The following is a 17,390-nucleotide window of genomic DNA, read 5'->3' on the forward strand; positions in this document are numbered from 1 at the left end:
CTGCCCCATTTGAACGGCATGACCAGCGTATCGCCCCCGACCGAAAGCAGGCGCGCCCACCCCGCCGGAGTGGGCGTCGCCGTTCCGACCGGCGGCATCAATGTCCGCATTGTGGCAACCGGACTGCTGCTCTTCATGGCCGCGGTCTTCGTGACCGCAAAATATTATCAGGATGTGCATCCCGCGGTCGGCTTCGTCCGCGCCTTTGCCGAAGCGGCGATGGTCGGCGGGCTGGCCGACTGGTTTGCCGTGACCGCGCTGTTCCGTCACCCGATGGGGCTGCCGATCCCGCACACGGCGATCGTGCCGCGTAACAAGAATCGCATCGGCGACACGCTGGCGCGCTTTCTGCTCACCAATTTCCTGTTGCCGCGCCTGATCGCGCGCAAGATGCAGACGGTCGACGTGGCAGGCGCGGTCGGCAAATTCCTCTCGCAGCCTGCCGAGGGTGGCGGGCGGCTGAGGCTCGGCGCGTCGCGGATCATCGCCGACGGGCTCGGCGCGCTCGATCAGCAGCGGCTCGGCGGCATGGTCAAATCGGCGATCGCGGACCGGCTGCGCGAACTCGATGTCGCGCCGCTGCTCGGGCAGGCGCTGCAGGCGGCGCTGGCCGAGGGGCGGCATCAACCGTTGCTCGACGCGATGGTCAAATGGGGGTCGAAGACGCTCGACCTCAACGAGCATCTGATCCACCAGATGGTCCACGACAATTCGGGGGCCATCGTCCGCTTCACCGGCCTCGACGAGAGCATTTCGAACCGCATCGTCGCCGGCCTGTCGAAGCTGCTCAGCGAAATGGCGGTCGACGAAACCCATCCGATCCGCATCCGCGTCGAAGAGGGGCTCGCAAAGCTGGCGCTCGATCTGCAGCATGACCCGGAAATGCAGGAAAAGGTTGCGCGGGTGCGCGACGAACTGCTCGACAACCCGGCGGTCAAGCGCTGGCTCGACGGATTGTGGGAACAGGGGCGGGGCGCCTTGCTGCGCGCGGCGCGCGATCCCGAGACGATGCTCGCGGGCCGGATCGGCGAGCTGGTGACGCAGTTCGGCGCGATGCTGGGCGAGGACCGGGCGATCAAACGCACGCTCAACCGCTACGCCCGCCGCGCCGTCGTCGGCGCGGTCGACAGCTATGGCGAGACGGCGCTGAAGCTGGTATCGGACACGATCCGCGGCTGGGATGCGAAAACGATCACCGACCGGCTGGAAAACGCGGTCGGCGACGATCTGCAATATATCCGCATCAACGGCACGCTCGTCGGCGGACTGGTGGGTGTTTTGATCCACACAATCGATATCTGGATTTGACCGTCGCCCCGCGAAGGATGGGGCCGCTGGCTTAAAGACAGGCCGCCAGTCCCTCGCGAAAACTCGGGTAGCGCGGAATCCACCCCAGCAGTCGTTTCGCCTTGCCGTTCGCAACGCGGCGATTCTCGGCATAGAAGGCGCGCGCGGCGGGCGACAGGCCGGCGGCGTCGAGCGATTGCATCGGCGGCAGCGGCGCCCCCAGTAGCGCGCAGCCCCATTCGACGAGGCGGTTCTGGTGGCACGGGGCCTCGTCGGCAAGATTGTAGACGCCCGCTGGGCCGCGGAAGGAAGCGATCACGCCGCCCGCGATATCGTCGACATGGACGCGGCTGAAAACCTGGCCGGGCAGATCGATCCGGTGCGCACGGCCTTCGCGGATACGATCGAGGATGCTGCGGCCGGGACCATAGATGCCCGGCAGCCGAAAGACGCACATGTCGCCGCGCAGCGCGGCCCACGCCGCATCGGCGGCGTTGCGGTCGGGACGGCGGCCTTTCACCGGCACGCTTTCGTCGACCCACGCGCCGCCGGTATCGCCATAAACGCCTGTCGAGGAAAGATATCCGGTCCACCCCGCCGGCGCGAGCGCCACCGCCTCGCCATAGCGGGCGAGCACCGGGTCGGTGCCGTCCGCCGGGGGCACCGACGACAGGATATGCGTCGCCGATCGCAGCGCGCCCAGCACCGCGGCCTCGTCGGCGAAGGCGATGCTGTCGCCGCGTCCGTCGCGCGTCGTCCCGCTCACCTCCCACCCGCGTGCGCGCAACCGGTCGGCGATATGGCCCGCCGCATAGCCCATTCCGAAAATCAGCATATGTCCCATCGCCGCCCTTATTGCGCGGCGCGCGGCGCAAGCCTAGACCCCCGTTATGACCGACGCTTCTTCCTCCCCCGTTCCGCCCGTCACCATCCACCGCGGCGATTATCGCCCGCCCGAATGGCAGGTGCCCGACATCGCGCTCGATTTCGCGCTCGGCCTCGACACGACGCGCGTCGGTGCGGCGCTGTCGGTCGTGCGCCATGCCGATGCGCCGACACCGCTGACGCTGCGCGGTGACGGTCTGACGCCGCTCGCGGTGCGCGTCGATGGCGAAAGCTGGAACGATTGGCACATGGAGGGGGCCGACCTGATCGTCGATCTCGGCGATCGTACCCACGCCGTCGTCGAGGTCGATACGGCGATCGATCCCGCCGCCAATACCCAGCTCATGGGCCTCTATGCCTCGAACGGCATGCTCTGCACCCAGTGCGAGGCCGAGGGGTTCCGGCGCATCACCTTCCATCCCGACCGGCCCGACGTCCTCAGCCGCTACAAGGTGCGGATGACGGGCGACAAGACGGCCTTTCCGATCCTGCTGTCGAACGGCAATTGCATTGCAAAGGGCGAGGGTGACGACGGTAGCCATTGGGCACTGTGGGAAGATCCCTGGCCGAAGCCTTCCTATCTCTTCGCGCTCGTCGCAGGCGATCTTGTCGTGAACCGCGACAGCTTTACCACCATGTCGGGGCGCAAGGTCGAACTGGGCATCTGGGTGCGCGCGGGCGACGAGGTCCGCACCGGCCACGCGATGCAGGCGCTCAAGGACAGCATGGCGTGGGACGAGCGCGTCTATGGCCGCGAATATGACCTCGACCTGTTCAACATCGTCGCGGTCAGCGATTTCAACATGGGGGCGATGGAGAACAAAGGTCTCAACATCTTCAACACGCGTTATATCCTGGCCGATCCCGATACCGCGACCGACCTCGACTATGACGGGGTGCAGGGGGTGGTCGCGCACGAATATTTTCACAATTGGTCGGGCAATCGCGTCACCTGTCGCGACTGGTTCCAGCTCAGCCTGAAAGAAGGCTTCACCGTCTATCGCGACCAGAGTTTTTCGGCCGATATGGGTTCCGCACCGGTCAAGCGGATCGAGGATGTCCGTCTGCTCCGCGCCGCACAATTTCCGGAGGATGCGGGGCCGCTTGCGCACCCGATCCGGCCCGACAGCTATCAGGAGATCAGCAACTTCTACACGGCGACCGTCTATAACAAGGGCGCAGAGATCATCCGGATGATGGCGACCCTGCTCGGTCCGCAGCGCTTCCGCGCCGGCACCGACCTCTATTTCGACCGCCACGATGGCGAGGCCGCAACGTGCGAGGATTTCGTGCGCGCGATGGAGGAGGGCGGGGCGATCGACCTGACCCAGTTCCGCCGCTGGTACGAACAGGCGGGGACGCCGCGGCTCAAGCTGACGCTTTCAGAGGATCAGGGACAGTGGGCGCTCGATGTGGTGCAGACCGTGCCGCCGACCCCCGGCCAGCCCGAAAAATTGCCGATGATGATGCCGCTGCGCATTGCGGCCTTCGACCGGAGCGGGGGAGCATCGCTGCCCGGCACATTGGTGACGCTGACCGGCGCGACGCAGCAGATCGCGCTCGGCGCCTTCGGCGCGCGGCCCGCCTTGTCGATCAATCGCGGCTTTTCGGCGCCGGTCATCGTCGATTTCGAACGCGCACCGGGCGAACTGGCCTGGCTTGCGGCGCATGATGACGACCCCTTCGCGCGCTACGAAGCCTTGCAGCAACTCATGCTCGACACGCTGGTCGCGGCGGCGGCGGGGAATGCCGCCGATCATCCGGCGGTGATCGATGCGGTGGCGCAGACGCTGCGCGGGCGCGGCGACGATCCAGCCTTCGTGGCCGAGGCGGTGCTGCTGCCGAGCGAGGCTTTCATCGGTGACCAGATGCTCACCGTCGATCCCGACGCGATCCGCCGCGAACGGCTGGCGTTGCAGGCCGCGATCGGCCGCGCGCTCGAGGACGAATGGCGCGCGATACTTGCGGGTAAGGCGCCGCCGGCGACCGACCTGTCACCGCACGCCAAGGGCGAACGGCGCCTGCGCGGCGTCGCGCTCGCCTATCTTGCCACGACGGGGATCGCCGATATCCCGGCGCTCGTCTTCGGGGTGTTTTCGGATGCCGACGGCATGACCGAGCGCCAGGCGGCGCTGGCGACGCTGGCGCATGGCGACAGCGACGAGCGCGCCCATGCGCTCGACATCTTCTACCAGCGCTACCGCGACAATCCGCTCGTGCTCGACAAATGGTTTCAGGTGCAGGCCTGGTCGATGCGGCCCGACACGGTGGAGGCGGTGAGCCAGCTGGCCGAGCATCCCGATTTCACCCTGTCCAATCCGAACCGGGTGCGATCGCTTTATGGGGCGTTCACGGGCAATCAGGCGGCGTTTCATCAGGCCGATGGCGCGGGCTATCGGCTGATCGCCGACCTTGTCATCGCGCTCGATCCGCGCAATCCGCAGACCGCGGCGCGAATGATCCCGCCGCTCGGGCGGTGGAAGCGCTTCGACGAGGCGCGGGCCGCGATGATGCGCGCCGAACTGGAACGCATCCTCGCCCAGCCCGGCCTGTCGCGCGACACGACCGAACAGGCGTCGAAGAGCTTGCTGGGCTGAGCGATCAGGCCGGCGCCGACAGCTTGGTGCCGACGACGCCGATCACGATCAACGCCATGAAGCCGATCTGCACGGTGCCGATTTTTTCGCCGAACAGGACGATACCGCCGATGATGACGCCGACCGCGCCGAGGCCGGTCCAGATTGCATAGGCGGTGCCGGCCGAAATCTCGCGCATCGCAAAGGCGAGCAGCGCCATGTTGAGGAAGCTGAGCGCGATCGGCACCGTCGAGGCCTGCCACGTGCCCAGCGTTGCGGCCCATTTCAGGCTGAGTGCCCAGCAAATTTCGGTGAAAACGGCGATTGCCAGGATGAACCATCCCATGCGCGAGTCCTTTCGTCAGGCGGGCTCGTGCGGGAGGCGCACGCCGGAAACCCGAAAGAGGCGATGCGCGAAAGAGGCGGCTATCGCGGCCGCGGCTCGCCCCTAAGGGGCAGGAGCGCAAAGCGCAAGAGCGGAGCGGCCGGGAGCCGGCGGGGCGCGCGTCAGCCGGCGAGCCAGGCGGCGACGTCGGCAGCGACCTTGTTGGCGGCGCGGGTCAGCGCCTCGCCGACCGGCTTTGCCTCGATCTTGCCGCCGATCGGTTCGCGCACCTCGAAGCGGCGCTGTGTCACCGTCTTGCCGCCCGCCGCGACGCGCATCGCCTGGAGCGAGACGACCGCTTCATTGGTGCGCGCATCGACACCGAATTCGAGCAGCTGGCTGGCAAGCTGTTCGCCCGGTGCGGTCAGATACTGACCTTCGTCGAGCACAACCAGCGGGGTTTTTGCCGCGACGGTTTCCGACAGGAGCCGCTGGAACAGGCGCTGCGGCGCCTCGACCCACTGGGCGTCCTTGACATAGGCGACGCTCGCATCGTCCTGCTGCACCGGGATGCGCGTGGTGCGCAGCTTTTGCGGCGCATTCGGGATCAGGATCGTCAGCGTCTGCGCTTCGCCCGCCGAGCGCGCCTCGCCGACGACCGGGGCGACATCGGAATCGAGCGTGAGCAGAAAGGGCGGCGCCTTGCCGCCGAAGCTGACACAGGCCGAGAGCGACAGCGCGCCCAGCGCGAGCAGCGCGGGGGTGCGAAGACGGCGAAGCGGGTGGGGCATGGCGGTCGTCATCCTCATTTCTTGTAATCGGGCAGCTTGCTGCCGCCGAGCACCGCGCCCGCGCCTTGCTGATCGAGCTTGTCGGTCAGGCTCGAAAGCGAGGAGGAGGTGCGGCGCAGGTCGCGGATCAGCGCGTTCGCTTCGGGGATCGTCGTTTCGCTGAAGGTCTTGAGGCCGGGCCGGGCGTCCGAAATCGCCGATTCGAGCGTCTGCATCGACTTGTTGGCGGAGGCGAGCGTGTCGCGCAGATTGCGCATCGCAGGATCGACATTGCGGTCGATCGTGCCCTGCGTCGCGGCGGCTAGATTGCCGATCTGTTCGGCCGCGGTCCCTGTCTGCTGGATCGCGACGCGCGTGTCGGCGAGCGCGGCTTCGATCGCCGGTCCGTTGCGGGCGAGGATCGCCGTCGATTGCTCGACATTCTTCAGGATCGCCGCGAAGCTTGCCTGATTCTTGTCGTCGGCCAGTTCGGCCAGCCGCTCGGTCAGCGTCGACAGGCGCTGGAGAAGCTGCGGCGCGGTGTTGAGCAGTTCACCGAGCCCGCCGACGCGCGTCGGAATGACCGGTTTGCCGGCGGGGCCCTTGTCGGCGATCGGCGGCGCGCCCTTGACCGCGCCGTCGAGCGAGATTTGCGATACGCCGGTGAAGCCGACGCCTTCCAGCGCCGCGGTCGTCCCCTGCAGCACCGGCACATGCTCGTCGACTTCGATACGGACGCGGACGAATTGCGGATCGTCGGGCCACAGCGCGATCTGCCGCACCTGGCCGACGGGGACGCCGGAGAATTGCACCTGTGCGCCTTTGTTCAATCCGTCGACCGACTGTTTGAAAAATATATCATATTCCTGACGCTTGCCGCCGCTGTCGTTCGCCAGCCAGACTACGAACAGCGCGAGCGCAACGGTGAACAGCAGGACGAAGGCCCCGACCAGAACATTGTTCGACCGCGTTTCCATCAGCTCTTCCTATCTGCCCGCGTCAGCGCGTCGTTGCTGCCAGAGGCGGCGCGTCCGCGCGGTCCGTTGAAATATTCCTGTATCCAAGGATGCTCGGTGGCAAGAAGTTCCGGAATCGTGCCGACCGCGATCACTTTTTTCTCGGCCAGCACCGCGACCCGGTCGCAGGTGGCGTAGAGCGAATCGAGGTCGTGGGTGATCAGGAACACGGTCAGCCCCATCGTGTCGGCCAGTTCGCGGATCAGCTCGTCGAACTTCGCGGCGCCGATCGGGTCGAGCCCCGCGGTCGGTTCGTCGAGGAACAGCAGCGCCGGATCGAGCGCCAGCGCCCGCGCCAGCCCCGCCCGCTTGACCATGCCGCCCGACAGCTCGGCCGGATATTTGGGGCCGGCATCGTTCGGCAGGCCGACCATCGCGACCTTGTAGGCCGCGATTTCGTCGAGCAGCTCTGAGTCCATGCGCGGATAGAATTCGCGCAGCGGCACCTGGATATTCTCCGCGACGGTGAGCGTCGAGAACAGCGCACCGCCCTGGAACATCACGCCCCAGCGACGACGCAGGTCGCGCGATTCCTCTTCGTCGACGATCGTGTCGAGCGTTTTGCCATAGACTTCGACCTCGCCCGCGGTCGGGATCTGCAGCCCGATGATCGACCGCATCAGCACCGACTTGCCAGTGCCCGATCCGCCGACGACTCCCAATATCTCGCCCGACCGCACGTCGAGATCGAGGTTTTCGTGGATCACCGCATCGCCGAACTGGTTGCACAGGCCGCGCACCTTGATCGCAATGTCGAATTTTTCGGGTTCGATCAGCTCGGCCATCAGTTCCAGCCCAGCGAGGTGAAGAAAACTGCGAAAAAGGCGTCGAGAACGATGACGAGGAAGATGGCGGCGACCACCGCCGAGGTCGTCCGCTTGCCGACTTGCTCGGCATTCTGGCGCACCTGCATCCCTTCGTAACAGCCGGTGACGCCGATCAGGATGCCGAAAACCGGTGCCTTGATCAGCATGATCCAGAAATCGGTCATCGGGATGATTTCACGGATGCGCTGGACATAGGTTAGCGGCGGGATTTCCAGCCCGACCCAGCAGAAGATGCCGCCTCCGATGATCGCGCAGATGCTGGCATAAAAGCCGAGCAGCGGCATGGTGATCGTCGACGCCGCGACGCGCGGCAGGACGATCGCCTCCATCGGCGACACGCCGATCGTGCGCATCGCATCGACTTCCTCGGTAAGCTTCATCGTCCCGATCTGCGCGGCGAAGGCCGAGCCCGACCGGCCGGCGACCATGATTGCGGTCATCAGCAATCCCAGCTCGCGGATCGAGGCACGGCCGACGAGGTTGATCGTGAACACTTCGAGCCCGAATTGCTTGAGCTGCACCGATCCCTGCTGCGCGATGACGATGCCGATCAGGAAGCTCATCAGCCCGATGATGGGCAGCGCGTCGACGCCGACGGTCTGGAACCGCGTGACGATCGCATTCCAGCGGATCGCGCGGCGGGCGCGGATCTGGTTGAACAGCGCGACGACCATCGCGCCGAAAAAGCCGATGATACCAAGCAGTTCGTTCCAGATCGCCACACTTGCGGTGCCGAGCTGTTCGAGCATACGCACCCACGCCGGGCGCCGGTCGCCATGGATGCGATACTCGCTGGTGTCGTTCGCCAGCGCGTCGAGCAGCCGCTGCGCATCCTGGCTCGCGCCGATGACCTTCGCGTCGTGGCGATTCATCGTGCGCGTCACGATCCAAGCACCCACGGTGTCGATGCGGGTAATATTTGAAAGATCGAGGAGCGAAATCGGTCCAAGCTCGTCGAGCCGCTGCGGCAGGTCGCCCATCCGGGCGAGCGTCAACCGGCCCGAGAAGTGGACCTCTGCGCCGTCAGCGCCATCATTCGTTTCGAAGTCCGCCCAAACCGCCATGACGCGGGCGACATTGGATTATTTGCCAGGGCACGGCAAGCGAATTGGCCGCGCTTGCGGCAGGCTGCGCTCTTGGCCGGCGGTGGGCGCGCGGTTATAGCGGGAGTATGGAGGTTCCGACGCTCGATCCCGTCCGCGACTATGCGCATCGTGTCGCGATGTACGACATGGACCGCACGATCACGCGGTCGGGGACGTATAGCGGCTTTCTGATGCACGTTGCGCGGCGGCGCCAGCAATGGCGGCTGCTGTTGCTGCCGCTGGTGGCGCTTGCCGCCGCCGCCTATTCCTTGCGTCTGATCGACCGGTCGCGGTTAAAAGCGATCAATCTGCGGCTGCTGGTCGGAAAGAGGTTTAACCGCGCCGAGATCGCTCCGCTCGCCGAAAGCTATGCCGATCAGGTCATCGCGCGCGGCGTTCACGCGGCGGCGCTCGATCAGATCGCGGCCGACCGGGCGGCGGGTTACCGCGTCCTCCTCGCGACCGCGTCCTTCCATCTCTATGTCGATGCGATCGCGCGGCGGCTGGGCATCGATGATGTGCTGGCGACCCGCCTCGACGCACCCGACGGCGCCGATCATATCCATGCGCGGCTGGCGGGCGACAATTGCTATGGCGCGGCCAAGTTCGCGCGCATCGGCGAATGGCTCGCCGATAATGCCATCACCCGCGAAGACGCGCACATTCGCGCCTATTCGGATCATGTCTCCGATCATCCGATGCTGGGCTTCGCCGACGAGGCGGTGGCAACGACACCGTCGCGCGCGCTGAAGAAGCTGGCGCCGCAGCGGGGATGGGCCGTGGTCGACTGGCGGCAGAAGACATAGCCTCCCGGTGGTGCGGGAGGGCTTGCCTCGCTTCCGCTCAGACCGCGTCCAGTGCCTGCGCGAAGTCGGCGATCAGATCGTCAGCGTCCTCGATCCCGATAGAGATGCGGACGAGATTGTCGGTGATGCCCAGCGCTTTCTTGCGTTCGTCGGGGACCGACAGATGCGTCATCGCCGCCGGATGACTCGCGAGCGTTTCGGTGCCGCCGAGGCTGACCGCGAGCTTGGCGATCTTGAGCGCGTCGAGAAAGCGGAAGCTCTCTTCCTCGCCACCCTTGATGAACAGCGAGAAGGTCGATCCCGCGCCGCTGCAGTGGCGGTCGAAGATGTCCTGCTGGCGCGGATCGGCAATGAAACCGAGATAGCCTAGTCCTTCGACCTTGGGATGATCGCGCAGGAAGGTGCAGACCTTCAGCGCATTCTCGCCCGCCCGGCTCATGCGCAGTTCAAGCGTCTCGAGGCTGCGCAGCAGCATCCATGCGGTGTTGGGATCGCAGATCGTTCCGATCGTGTTGCGCATCGGCCGGATGATATCGATCAGCCGCTGATCGCCCGCCACGCCGCCCGCAACCAGGTCCGAATGACCGCCGGCATATTTGGTCAGGCTATAGACGACGAGTTCGGCGCCCTGGTTGAGCGGTTGTTGCCAGAGCGGGCCGAGGAAGGTGTTGTCGATCGCGATCGCGGGCTTGTGGTCGCCGGGGAACGCGGCATCGCGTGCGCCGCGTACCGCCTCGACATCGACCAGCGCGTTGGTCGGGTTGGCCGGGCTTTCGAGATAAACGAGCGCGACCTTGCCGCCCTTTTCATCGGCGAGCGCCTGGGCGCGGGCGAGCACGTCGTCGATCTGCTCGCGCGTCGCGCCTGCCGGGAAATCGACGAAGCCTACGCCGAATCGCGACAGGATGCGCGCGATCAGCGTCTCGGTCGCGGCATAGAGCGGCCCCGAATGGACGACCACGTCATTCTGCCCGACGAGCGCCAGCATCAGCGTCGCGATAGCCGACATGCCGCTCGAAAAGACGAGCGCATCGTCGGCGCCGTCCCACAGCGCCAGTCGGTCCTCGACGATTTCCTGATTGGGGCCGTTGAAGCGCGAATAGACAAGGCCATCGGCGGGCCCATGTCGTTTGCCGGTGATATGTTCGAAGAAGCGCTTGCCCGCCGCTGCGCTTTCGAACGCGAAGGTCGAGGTCAGAAAGATCGGCGGCTTCAGCGCGCCTTCGGACAGAAAGGGGTCATAGCCGTGCCCCATCATCTGCGTCGCGGGGGTCAGCTTCTTGCCGCCGACTGCTTCGATATTCGCCTTGTTCTTGCCGCGCGTGGCCATGACATGCTCCTGAAAATGATCGTGCAGCTATAGCAAGGCTGGTTACGATTGAAACCGGTTCGCGGTCAGCCGGGTCAGGCAAGCGCGGCGATGGCCCAGATAATGCCGATCAGCAGCGGTACGCCGAGCAGATCGAGCGCCAGCCCCGCCTTGAGCATACGCGGCAGAGCGATGTTGCCCGTCGCCCAGGCGAGCGCGTTGGGGCCGGTTCCCGATGGCAGCATGAAGCCCCAGCTTGCCGCCATCGCGACGGGCAGGGCAAGGAGGACGGGATCGGTGCCGGTGGCCGCGATCAGCGCGGCGAGCACGGGCATGATGCCGCTCGCCGTTGCGACATTGCTGGCGAATTCGGTGATCAGGATCGTCAGCGCGACGATCACCGCCGCAAGGAGGATCGTCGGGATCGAACCGAGCGGTGCGAGAACCGCGCCCAGCCAGGCAGCAAGTCCGCTCTGGGTGATTGCGGCAGCGAGGGCAAGCCCGCCACCGAACATCATGATGACGCCCCAGGGCGCGCGATCGGCTTCCTTCCAGACGAGCAGCGGTCGGCCGGTGCCGTCGGGCACGACGAACAGCAGCAGGCTGCCCGCCACCGCGACGGTGCCGTCGGTCAGCGCGCCTTTCGGGAACAGCGGTTCGAGCCAGGGCTGCATCACCCAGGCGATCAGCACGAGCAGAAAAACGGGCACGACCCGCCGCTCGGCGGTCGACCAGATTGCCTGGTTGCCGAGCGCGGCCGCCGCCGCGCGCCCGTCGAACGGATGCTCGGAAAGTCGCTGCACGCGCGCAAGGACGATCATCGCAAAGGGCACCGACACCAGCACCACCGGCACGCCATAAATCGCCCAGTCGAGGAAGGAGGTGTGCAGGCCGAGCGTCCGCTCGATCAGGCCCGCGGCGATGGCGTTGGTCGGGCTGCCAACCAATGTGCCCAGTCCGCCGAGCGAAGCGGCGAAAGCAATCCCCATCATCACGGCGCCGGGGAAACCCTCGGTATCGCCCTCGCGAGCGCCGGCGGCTCCGACGACCGCCAGCGCGATCGGCACCATGATGAGCGCGGTCGACGTGTTGGAAATGAACATGCTGAGCAGCGCGGTCGCCGCCATGAAGGCGAAGAGCAGCCCGGTCGCGGTCGGCGACGCGCGCTTGAGCAGCGCCAGTGCGAGCCGGCGGTGCAGCCCGACGCGCTCGATTGCGAGCGCGAGGAAGGCGCCGCCCAGGATCAGAAACAGGATCGGCGAATAATATTCCTTGGCGATGGCATTGGCGTCCATCACCCCGAAGGCCGGGACGGTCAGGAAAGGAAGGAGTGCGGTGACGGTCAGCGGCATCGCTTCGGTCATCCACCAGATTGCCATCAGGACGGTCAGCGCCGCAACGCGCCACGCCGTCGGTTCCATGCCCGCGGGGGCCGGCAACGCCAGCATCGCGACGAAAGCCAGCAAGCCGCCGATCAGCCCAAGCAGGCGCGTGCGCGTCATCCGTCCCCCAATCCGATCACTGAAAGCTGCCGGCCATAGCTGTTCTCGCTTTTATGGCAGGCGCGGCGATAGCTGAAATAATCCTCTGCCCCGGCGTAGGTGTCCTGCCCGCCGATGGCAATCGTGGCGACGCCCGCCGCCGCAAGGCGCGCCGCGACATAAGCGGCGATGTCGAACATGGCGTGTCCCGGCTTGCCGGCCGCGAAGAAGCGTTCGTTGACGGGATCGTCGGAGACGAAGCGCTGCACGAAGCTGTCGTCGACCTCATAGGACGCACGGCCGATACAGGGGCCGATCGCGGCGACGACATTTCTGCGCCGCGCTCCGAGGCTTTCCATCGCGCCGAGCGCCGCGTCAGTGACCCCCGCGATTGCGCCTTTCCACCCGGCATGGGCCGCCGCGACGACGCCGGCCGAGCGATCGGCAAACAGCACCGGGACGCAATCGGCAGTGAGGATGCCGAGCAAGATGCCCGGCGTGCGCGTCGCCAGCGCGTCGGCTTCGGGGCGGGCGGCAAGGTCGCTGTCCGCATCGACGATATGGCAGCGATTGCCATGCACCTGATAAAGCCCTGTCAGCGTAGCGCCGGGCAACACGGCGGCGCCGACGCGGCGGCGATTTTCCGCAATCAGCGCGGCATCGTCTCCCGATCCCACGCCGCAGTTGAGCGAGGCAAGGTCGCCGGTCGACACGCCGCCGCGCCGTCCGAAAAATCCGTGCGCGACCCCGGCGAGCGGTGCGGCGGTGGTGAAAGGCGGGGTCACAGGTCGAGCCTCCAGATCCGGTCTTCGTCGATATGGTTGCCGACGCGGAATGCGTTGCGGCCGACATCGACGAAGCCATAGCGGCGGTAAAAGGCCTGCGCGCGCGGGTTCTCGGTGAAGACCGACAGGTAGAGGATCGATGCCCTTTGGCGCGCCCAGTCGATGCCCCATTGCATCAGCGCCGCGGCAACGCCCGTCCCTTTGGCTTCGGCGGCGACATAAAGCTGGTGGAGTTCAGTCGCGCCCTCCGCCGGCTGCCCCTCGGGCAGATCGAAATCGATGGGGCCAAGCTTGATATAGCCGAGGATCGCCTCGTCGGCGCCGCGGACGAGCGCGACTACCATCGCGGGATCGGCGATCTGCGCGCGCAGTTTCTCGGGCGGATTCCAGTCCGCGAGAAAGCTCGCAAGGTCGGCGGGATCGTAGATATGACCGAAGGTCTGCACGAAGGCGGCTTCGGCAAAACGCGACAGCGCGTCGGCGTCAGCAGCGGTGGCGAGCGTGACGTCGGTCATGCAATCTCTCCCGAACTATCGAATCCGGCGGGCTGCGGCCAGCCGGCGCCGGTCAGCGCCATCGCCTGGAACAATGTTCCCATCTGATCGGCTGCGACCAGCCGGTCGCGCTGTCCCTGCAAATCGCCCGCGCGTGCGGGCGAGGCAGCGGCCAACGTCTGCAAGCGGGCGTCAATGCCCATCGCCTGCAACCACGCGCCCTGATCAACGGGGCCGAAGACGTTCGTGCCGGGGCGCCGCGCGGCATGGGCAAGCGCCGCGAAGTCGACATGGGCGGTCAGGTCAACCTCGCCCGGATCGGCGAAGGGATCGGCGAAACGATGCGCCTTTACCGCCTGCAGCGTGTCGCCGGTGGCGGGGCCGCAATAGCCATAGTCGATTGCCAGCAGCGCACCGCCTTGCCGTGCGAGCCGTGCGCTGCACTGATGCATCACCGCGGCGGCGACGGGCGCGGTTTCGACGATCGTGCCTTCGGCGCGGTCGCGCAGCGCCGGTGGTATGGCCTCGTCGGCTGGAACCGTGTCCGGAGCAGCGGTTATGCCGTTGTCCCCACGCACGACGATGCGCTCGCGCCAGCCGTCCTTCGTTGCCACATATTGATGGACGGGCAGCGCGTCGAAAAATTCATTGGCGATGACGATGAGCGGCAGCTCGTCCGGCAGCCTGTCGATCTCGTCATGATGCTCTGCGTCCGGCAGGCGCGCCGACTGCGCCGCGCGCAGCGCTGGGCTCGTCTCGACGAGGTGGAGGCCCTGCGGCTTGCAGTCGAAGCGGGCGGCGGTGCGCAGCGCGTCGGCCGCAAGCGTGCCGCGCCCCGGCCCCAGTTCGACATAATGAAAGGCGGGGCCGCCCGCACGGGTCCACAGGTCGGCGATCCAGATGCCGACCATTTCGCCGAACATCTGGCTGATTTCGGGCGCCGTGGTGAAATCGCCCGCGGCGCCGAGCGGGTCGCGCGTCGCGTAATAATGCGCGTTCGCGGCCGCCATATAATCGGCGACCGTCACCGTTCGCGCCGCGGCAATTTCCTTCATCAGATCGTCGGGGGTCGGCCGTCCGTCAGGCAATGCTGTCGGACCCCGCGACGGGTTCGACGCGCTGGCGCCGGCCCTTGGCGGTGGCGACGAGCCAGATGCCGGCGAGCAGCATCGGCACGGTCAACCACTGGCCCATCGACAGGCCGGTCATATCGACGACCCACTGGCGCTGGACATCGGGTTCGCGGAAATATTCGACGACGAAACGGCTGACGCCATAGAGGATCGCGGCCATGCCGAACAGGAATCCGGGCTTGTAGCGCGCATCGGTGCGCCAGAAGAACCAGGCGAGCACCGCCATCATGACGATGCCTTCCAGCCCGGCTTCGTAAAGCTGGCTGGGATGTCGCGGGTCCATCGTCCCGCTTTCGGGAAATATGATTGCCCACGGCACCGTCGTGGCGCGACCCCACAGCTCGCCGTTCACGAAATTGGCGAGGCGGCCGAAGAAGAGGCCGAAGGGCACAACGCACGCAACATAGTCGCAAAAGCGCAGAAAGCTGAGCTTCTCCTTGCGCGTTACATACCAGATCGCGACCAGCACGCCGAGCACGCCGCCGTGCAGCGACATGCCGCCGTCCCACAGGCGGAAGACTGCGGCGGGATCGCGAATGTAGGATTCCAGATTGTAGAACAGGACATAGCCGATGCGTCCGCCCAGGATGATTCCGAGCATTGCATAGAAGATCATGTCGTCGGCGTGACGGCGCGCCATCGGCGAGCCCGGCTGGTCGATCAGCTTGGTAAGATACCAATAGCCGACGAAAATGCCCGCGAGATAGGCGAGGGCGTACCAACGGATCGGTAGCCCGAATACCGAAAAGGCAATCGCGCTATTGTCTCCCATCAGGTCATGGAAGTTCACATATTGCGTTGCTTCGGCTAGGGTTGCAAAAAGAAACATATATTCTCGGAACCTTCCCCAGGAGAGGGCTTCCCCATAAGGGGTAAGCGCCACGAGACCAAGAGGAGAGATACAGGATGCCATCCGCGCTCGATCTGCGCCTGGACGCCGCATATGAACTGATCACCGGCCCGGGCGGGCCGATCCAGGTCGGATCCATCGAAATGGACGGGCGTTCGCTGCCCTTCATCACCAATGCGCCGACGAATCTGGGCGATTATGTTGCGTTTTTTTGTGCGCAGCATGGCGACGCCATTTTTCTGGTCGAAGGCGATGAACGGCTGAGCTTCAAACAGGTCTATGCCGCCGCGCGGAAGGTTGCGGCGGGATTGATCGAAACGCACGGCGTCGCGCGTGGCGACCGTGTCGGGCTGGCGATGCGCAATGCCAATGCCTGGTGCGTCAGCTATCTCGGCATCCTGCTCGCGGGCGGCTGCGCGACGCTTCTCAACGGCTGGTGGCAGGGCGGTGAGCTGGCCGCGGGGATCGAGGATGCGGAGGCGAAGCTGGTGATCGCCGATCCGCAGCGCGCGGCGCGGCTGGCCGAACCCGGCGTGGCGCACAGCGCCAAGGTCGTGACGCTCGACATCACGCGCCCGATCGACGAAGCGATCGCGCCGGTGAGCGGCAGCGCCGACACTGTCTTGCCCGCGCTGACGGGTGACGATCTGGCGACGATTCTCTTTACCTCGGGTTCGACGGGCCAGTCGAAGGGTGCCTATTCTCGTCACCGTTCGGTCGTGCAGGCGATCTTCAACTATGTCACCCAGACCGCGAGCATCGTCCATCTTCTGACCGAAGACGGGCAGATGTCCGATATTCAGCCCGCGACGCTGATCTGCACCCCGCTGTTTCACGTCACCGCCGAAATCCCGGTGTTCCTGCAAAGCTTCGCGCTCGGTCGGAAGCTTGTGCTGATGCCGAAGTGGAATGCCGAAGAGGCGATGCGGCTGATCCAGGACGAACAGGTCAATTATTTCGTCGGCGTGCCGCTGATGAGCTACGAGATTCTCGTCCATCCGAACCGCAAGAATTACGATCTGTCGACGTGCAAAAGCTACGCCGGCGGCGGCGCGCCGCGCCCGCCCGAACATGTGAAGCGCCTGGCGACCGAAATGGGCGAGGGCAAGCCGCTGCTCGGCTATGGCCTTACCGAAACCAACGCCGTCGGCTGCGGCATCATCAACGAAAATTACGTCGAAAAGCCGCTTTCGACCGGCCCCGCCTCGAAACCGCTCGTCGATCTTGCGATCCTCGACGACAATGGCGCGGCGCTCGCGCAGGGACAGGTCGGCGAAGTATGCATCCGGTCGATCTGCAATTTCGAAGGCTATTGGAACAATCCGGCGGCGACCAAGGCGGCCTTTTTCGACAATGGCTATTTCCGCACCGGCGACCTTGGCTATCTCGATGCCGACGGCTATCTGTTCATCGTCGATCGCAAGAAGGATATCATTATCCGCGGCGGCGAGAATATCAGCTGTCAGGAGGTCGAGGCGGCGATCTACGAACATGCCGACGTCAATGAATGTGCGGTGTTCGGCCTGCCCGACGAGCGGCTGGGCGAAGTGGTCGGCGCTGTCGTGTGGCTGAAACCCGAGAGCAGCGTCGATGCAAACGAACTGACCGCCTTCCTGCAGGAGCGGCTGGCGGCGTTCAAGGTGCCCTATCGCATCTGGATGGCGACTGATGCGCTGCCGAAGCTGGGTAGCGAAAAGATCGACAAGGTCAGCCTGCGCAACAAATATCGCGAGGAATTTGCGGCCCAGCCCGCGGCGTGAT

16 protein-coding genes are annotated in these 17,390 nt (G+C 65.7%); 4 read left to right on the forward strand and 12 right to left on the reverse strand.

What is annotated here, in order from left to right; all coding sequences use genetic code 11:
• Nucleotides 1-18: 18 nt before the first annotated feature.
• Complete coding sequence (locus P1IM2_RS18045) at nt 19-1,308, forward strand: DUF445 domain-containing protein (RefSeq protein WP_242664733.1); 1,290 nt, start codon at nt 19-21, stop codon at nt 1,306-1,308.
• Nucleotides 1,309-1,339: 31 nt separating this feature from the next.
• Here the strand turns inward: P1IM2_RS18045 and P1IM2_RS18050 are convergent, their stop codons facing one another.
• Nucleotides 1,340-2,131: an SDR family NAD(P)-dependent oxidoreductase gene (locus P1IM2_RS18050; protein ID WP_186403370.1), complete on the reverse strand. Its 792-nt coding sequence runs from the start codon at nt 2,129-2,131 to the stop codon at nt 1,340-1,342.
• Nucleotides 2,132-2,177: 46 nt separating this feature from the next.
• Between P1IM2_RS18050 and pepN the strand changes: the two genes are divergently transcribed.
• Nucleotides 2,178-4,769: an aminopeptidase N gene (pepN, locus tag P1IM2_RS18055; RefSeq protein WP_186403371.1), complete on the forward strand. Its 2,592-nt coding sequence runs from the start codon at nt 2,178-2,180 to the stop codon at nt 4,767-4,769.
• Nucleotides 4,770-4,773: 4 nt separating this feature from the next.
• Here the strand turns inward: pepN and P1IM2_RS18060 are convergent, their stop codons facing one another.
• The 5 genes from P1IM2_RS18060 to P1IM2_RS18080 form a co-directional block, all read right to left on the reverse strand.
• A complete protein-coding gene (locus tag P1IM2_RS18060) occupies nt 4,774-5,094 on the reverse strand; it encodes a DMT family transporter (RefSeq protein WP_003049205.1) in 321 nt (106 codons plus the stop codon).
• A gap of 161 nt (nt 5,095-5,255) precedes the next feature.
• Entirely contained in the window at nt 5,256-5,876 is a 621-nt protein-coding gene (locus P1IM2_RS18065; RefSeq protein ID WP_062765570.1) for an ABC-type transport auxiliary lipoprotein family protein, read from the reverse strand.
• 2 nt (nt 5,877-5,878) lie between these two features.
• Nucleotides 5,879-6,820: an MlaD family protein gene (locus tag P1IM2_RS18070; protein WP_003049211.1), complete on the reverse strand. Its 942-nt coding sequence runs from the start codon at nt 6,818-6,820 to the stop codon at nt 5,879-5,881.
• Complete coding sequence (locus P1IM2_RS18075) at nt 6,820-7,644, reverse strand: ABC transporter ATP-binding protein (RefSeq protein WP_186403372.1); 825 nt, start codon at nt 7,642-7,644, stop codon at nt 6,820-6,822. The genes P1IM2_RS18070 and P1IM2_RS18075 overlap by 1 nt, the downstream gene beginning before the upstream one ends.
• Entirely contained in the window at nt 7,644-8,750 is a 1,107-nt protein-coding gene (locus tag P1IM2_RS18080; RefSeq protein WP_186403373.1) for an MlaE family ABC transporter permease, read from the reverse strand. Before P1IM2_RS18080 ends, P1IM2_RS18075 begins: the two co-directional genes overlap by 1 nt.
• Nucleotides 8,751-8,857: 107 nt before the next feature.
• On the opposite strand from P1IM2_RS18080, the gene P1IM2_RS18085 reads away from it, so the two are divergent.
• Nucleotides 8,858-9,577, forward strand: coding sequence for an HAD family hydrolase (locus tag P1IM2_RS18085; protein ID WP_186403374.1), 720 nt, complete (start codon nt 8,858-8,860; stop codon nt 9,575-9,577).
• A gap of 37 nt (nt 9,578-9,614) precedes the next feature.
• On the opposite strand, the gene P1IM2_RS18090 is transcribed toward P1IM2_RS18085, so the two are convergent.
• The 6 genes from P1IM2_RS18090 to lgt all read right to left on the reverse strand — a co-directional run bounded on the left by P1IM2_RS18090 (nt 9,615) and on the right by lgt (nt 15,608).
• The gene (locus P1IM2_RS18090) at nt 9,615-10,907 is read right to left on the reverse strand and encodes a cystathionine gamma-synthase family protein (protein ID WP_186403375.1); all 1,293 of its coding nucleotides are present in this window, start codon (nt 10,905-10,907) and stop codon (nt 9,615-9,617) included.
• A 74-nt stretch (nt 10,908-10,981) separates the two neighbouring features.
• Entirely contained in the window at nt 10,982-12,388 is a 1,407-nt protein-coding gene (locus P1IM2_RS18095; RefSeq protein WP_186403376.1) for an SLC13 family permease, read from the reverse strand.
• Nucleotides 12,385-13,152, reverse strand: coding sequence for a peptidoglycan editing factor PgeF (pgeF, locus tag P1IM2_RS18100; protein WP_186403377.1), 768 nt, complete (start codon nt 13,150-13,152; stop codon nt 12,385-12,387). Before pgeF ends, P1IM2_RS18095 begins: the two co-directional genes overlap by 4 nt.
• Complete coding sequence (locus P1IM2_RS18105) at nt 13,149-13,667, reverse strand: GNAT family N-acetyltransferase (RefSeq protein ID WP_003049233.1); 519 nt, start codon at nt 13,665-13,667, stop codon at nt 13,149-13,151. Before P1IM2_RS18105 ends, pgeF begins: the two co-directional genes overlap by 4 nt.
• Nucleotides 13,664-14,701, reverse strand: coding sequence for a class I SAM-dependent methyltransferase (locus tag P1IM2_RS18110; protein WP_186403378.1), 1,038 nt, complete (start codon nt 14,699-14,701; stop codon nt 13,664-13,666). Before P1IM2_RS18110 ends, P1IM2_RS18105 begins: the two co-directional genes overlap by 4 nt.
• Nucleotides 14,702-14,726: 25 nt before the next feature.
• Entirely contained in the window at nt 14,727-15,608 is an 882-nt protein-coding gene (gene lgt, locus P1IM2_RS18115) for a prolipoprotein diacylglyceryl transferase (RefSeq protein ID WP_186403379.1), read from the reverse strand.
• Nucleotides 15,609-15,685: 77 nt separating this feature from the next.
• Between lgt and P1IM2_RS18120 the strand changes: the two genes are divergently transcribed.
• The gene (locus P1IM2_RS18120) at nt 15,686-17,389 is read left to right on the forward strand and encodes a class I adenylate-forming enzyme family protein (protein WP_186403380.1); all 1,704 of its coding nucleotides are present in this window, start codon (nt 15,686-15,688) and stop codon (nt 17,387-17,389) included.
• Nucleotide 17,390 lies beyond the last annotated feature (1 nt).

It is taken from the genome of Sphingopyxis sp. P1IMeth2 (assembly GCF_900185685.1).
In the GTDB taxonomy this organism is placed as follows: Bacteria; Pseudomonadota; Alphaproteobacteria; order Sphingomonadales; family Sphingomonadaceae; genus Sphingopyxis; species Sphingopyxis terrae_A.

Coding starts and splice junctions, on each gene's coding strand:
- P1IM2_RS18045 (WP_242664733.1), top strand. CDS start 19: ATGACCAGCGTATCGCCCCCGACCGAAAGCAGGCGCGCCCACCCCGCC.
- P1IM2_RS18050 (WP_186403370.1), bottom strand. CDS start 2,131: ATGGGACATATGCTGATTTTCGGAATGGGCTATGCGGCGGGCCATATC.
- pepN (WP_186403371.1), top strand. CDS start 2,178: ATGACCGACGCTTCTTCCTCCCCCGTTCCGCCCGTCACCATCCACCGC.
- P1IM2_RS18060 (WP_003049205.1), bottom strand. CDS start 5,094: ATGGGATGGTTCATCCTGGCAATCGCCGTTTTCACCGAAATTTGCTGG.
- P1IM2_RS18065 (WP_062765570.1), bottom strand. CDS start 5,876: ATGACGACCGCCATGCCCCACCCGCTTCGCCGTCTTCGCACCCCCGCG.
- P1IM2_RS18070 (WP_003049211.1), bottom strand. CDS start 6,820: ATGGAAACGCGGTCGAACAATGTTCTGGTCGGGGCCTTCGTCCTGCTG.
- P1IM2_RS18075 (WP_186403372.1), bottom strand. CDS start 7,644: ATGGCCGAGCTGATCGAACCCGAAAAATTCGACATTGCGATCAAGGTG.
- P1IM2_RS18080 (WP_186403373.1), bottom strand. CDS start 8,750: ATGGCGGTTTGGGCGGACTTCGAAACGAATGATGGCGCTGACGGCGCA.
- P1IM2_RS18085 (WP_186403374.1), top strand. CDS start 8,858: ATGGAGGTTCCGACGCTCGATCCCGTCCGCGACTATGCGCATCGTGTC.
- P1IM2_RS18090 (WP_186403375.1), bottom strand. CDS start 10,907: ATGGCCACGCGCGGCAAGAACAAGGCGAATATCGAAGCAGTCGGCGGC.
- P1IM2_RS18095 (WP_186403376.1), bottom strand. CDS start 12,388: ATGACGCGCACGCGCCTGCTTGGGCTGATCGGCGGCTTGCTGGCTTTC.
- P1IM2_RS18105 (WP_003049233.1), bottom strand. CDS start 13,667: ATGACCGACGTCACGCTCGCCACCGCTGCTGACGCCGACGCGCTGTCG.
- P1IM2_RS18110 (WP_186403378.1), bottom strand. CDS start 14,701: ATGAAGGAAATTGCCGCGGCGCGAACGGTGACGGTCGCCGATTATATG.
- lgt (WP_186403379.1), bottom strand. CDS start 15,608: ATGTTTCTTTTTGCAACCCTAGCCGAAGCAACGCAATATGTGAACTTC.
- P1IM2_RS18120 (WP_186403380.1), top strand. CDS start 15,686: ATGCCATCCGCGCTCGATCTGCGCCTGGACGCCGCATATGAACTGATC.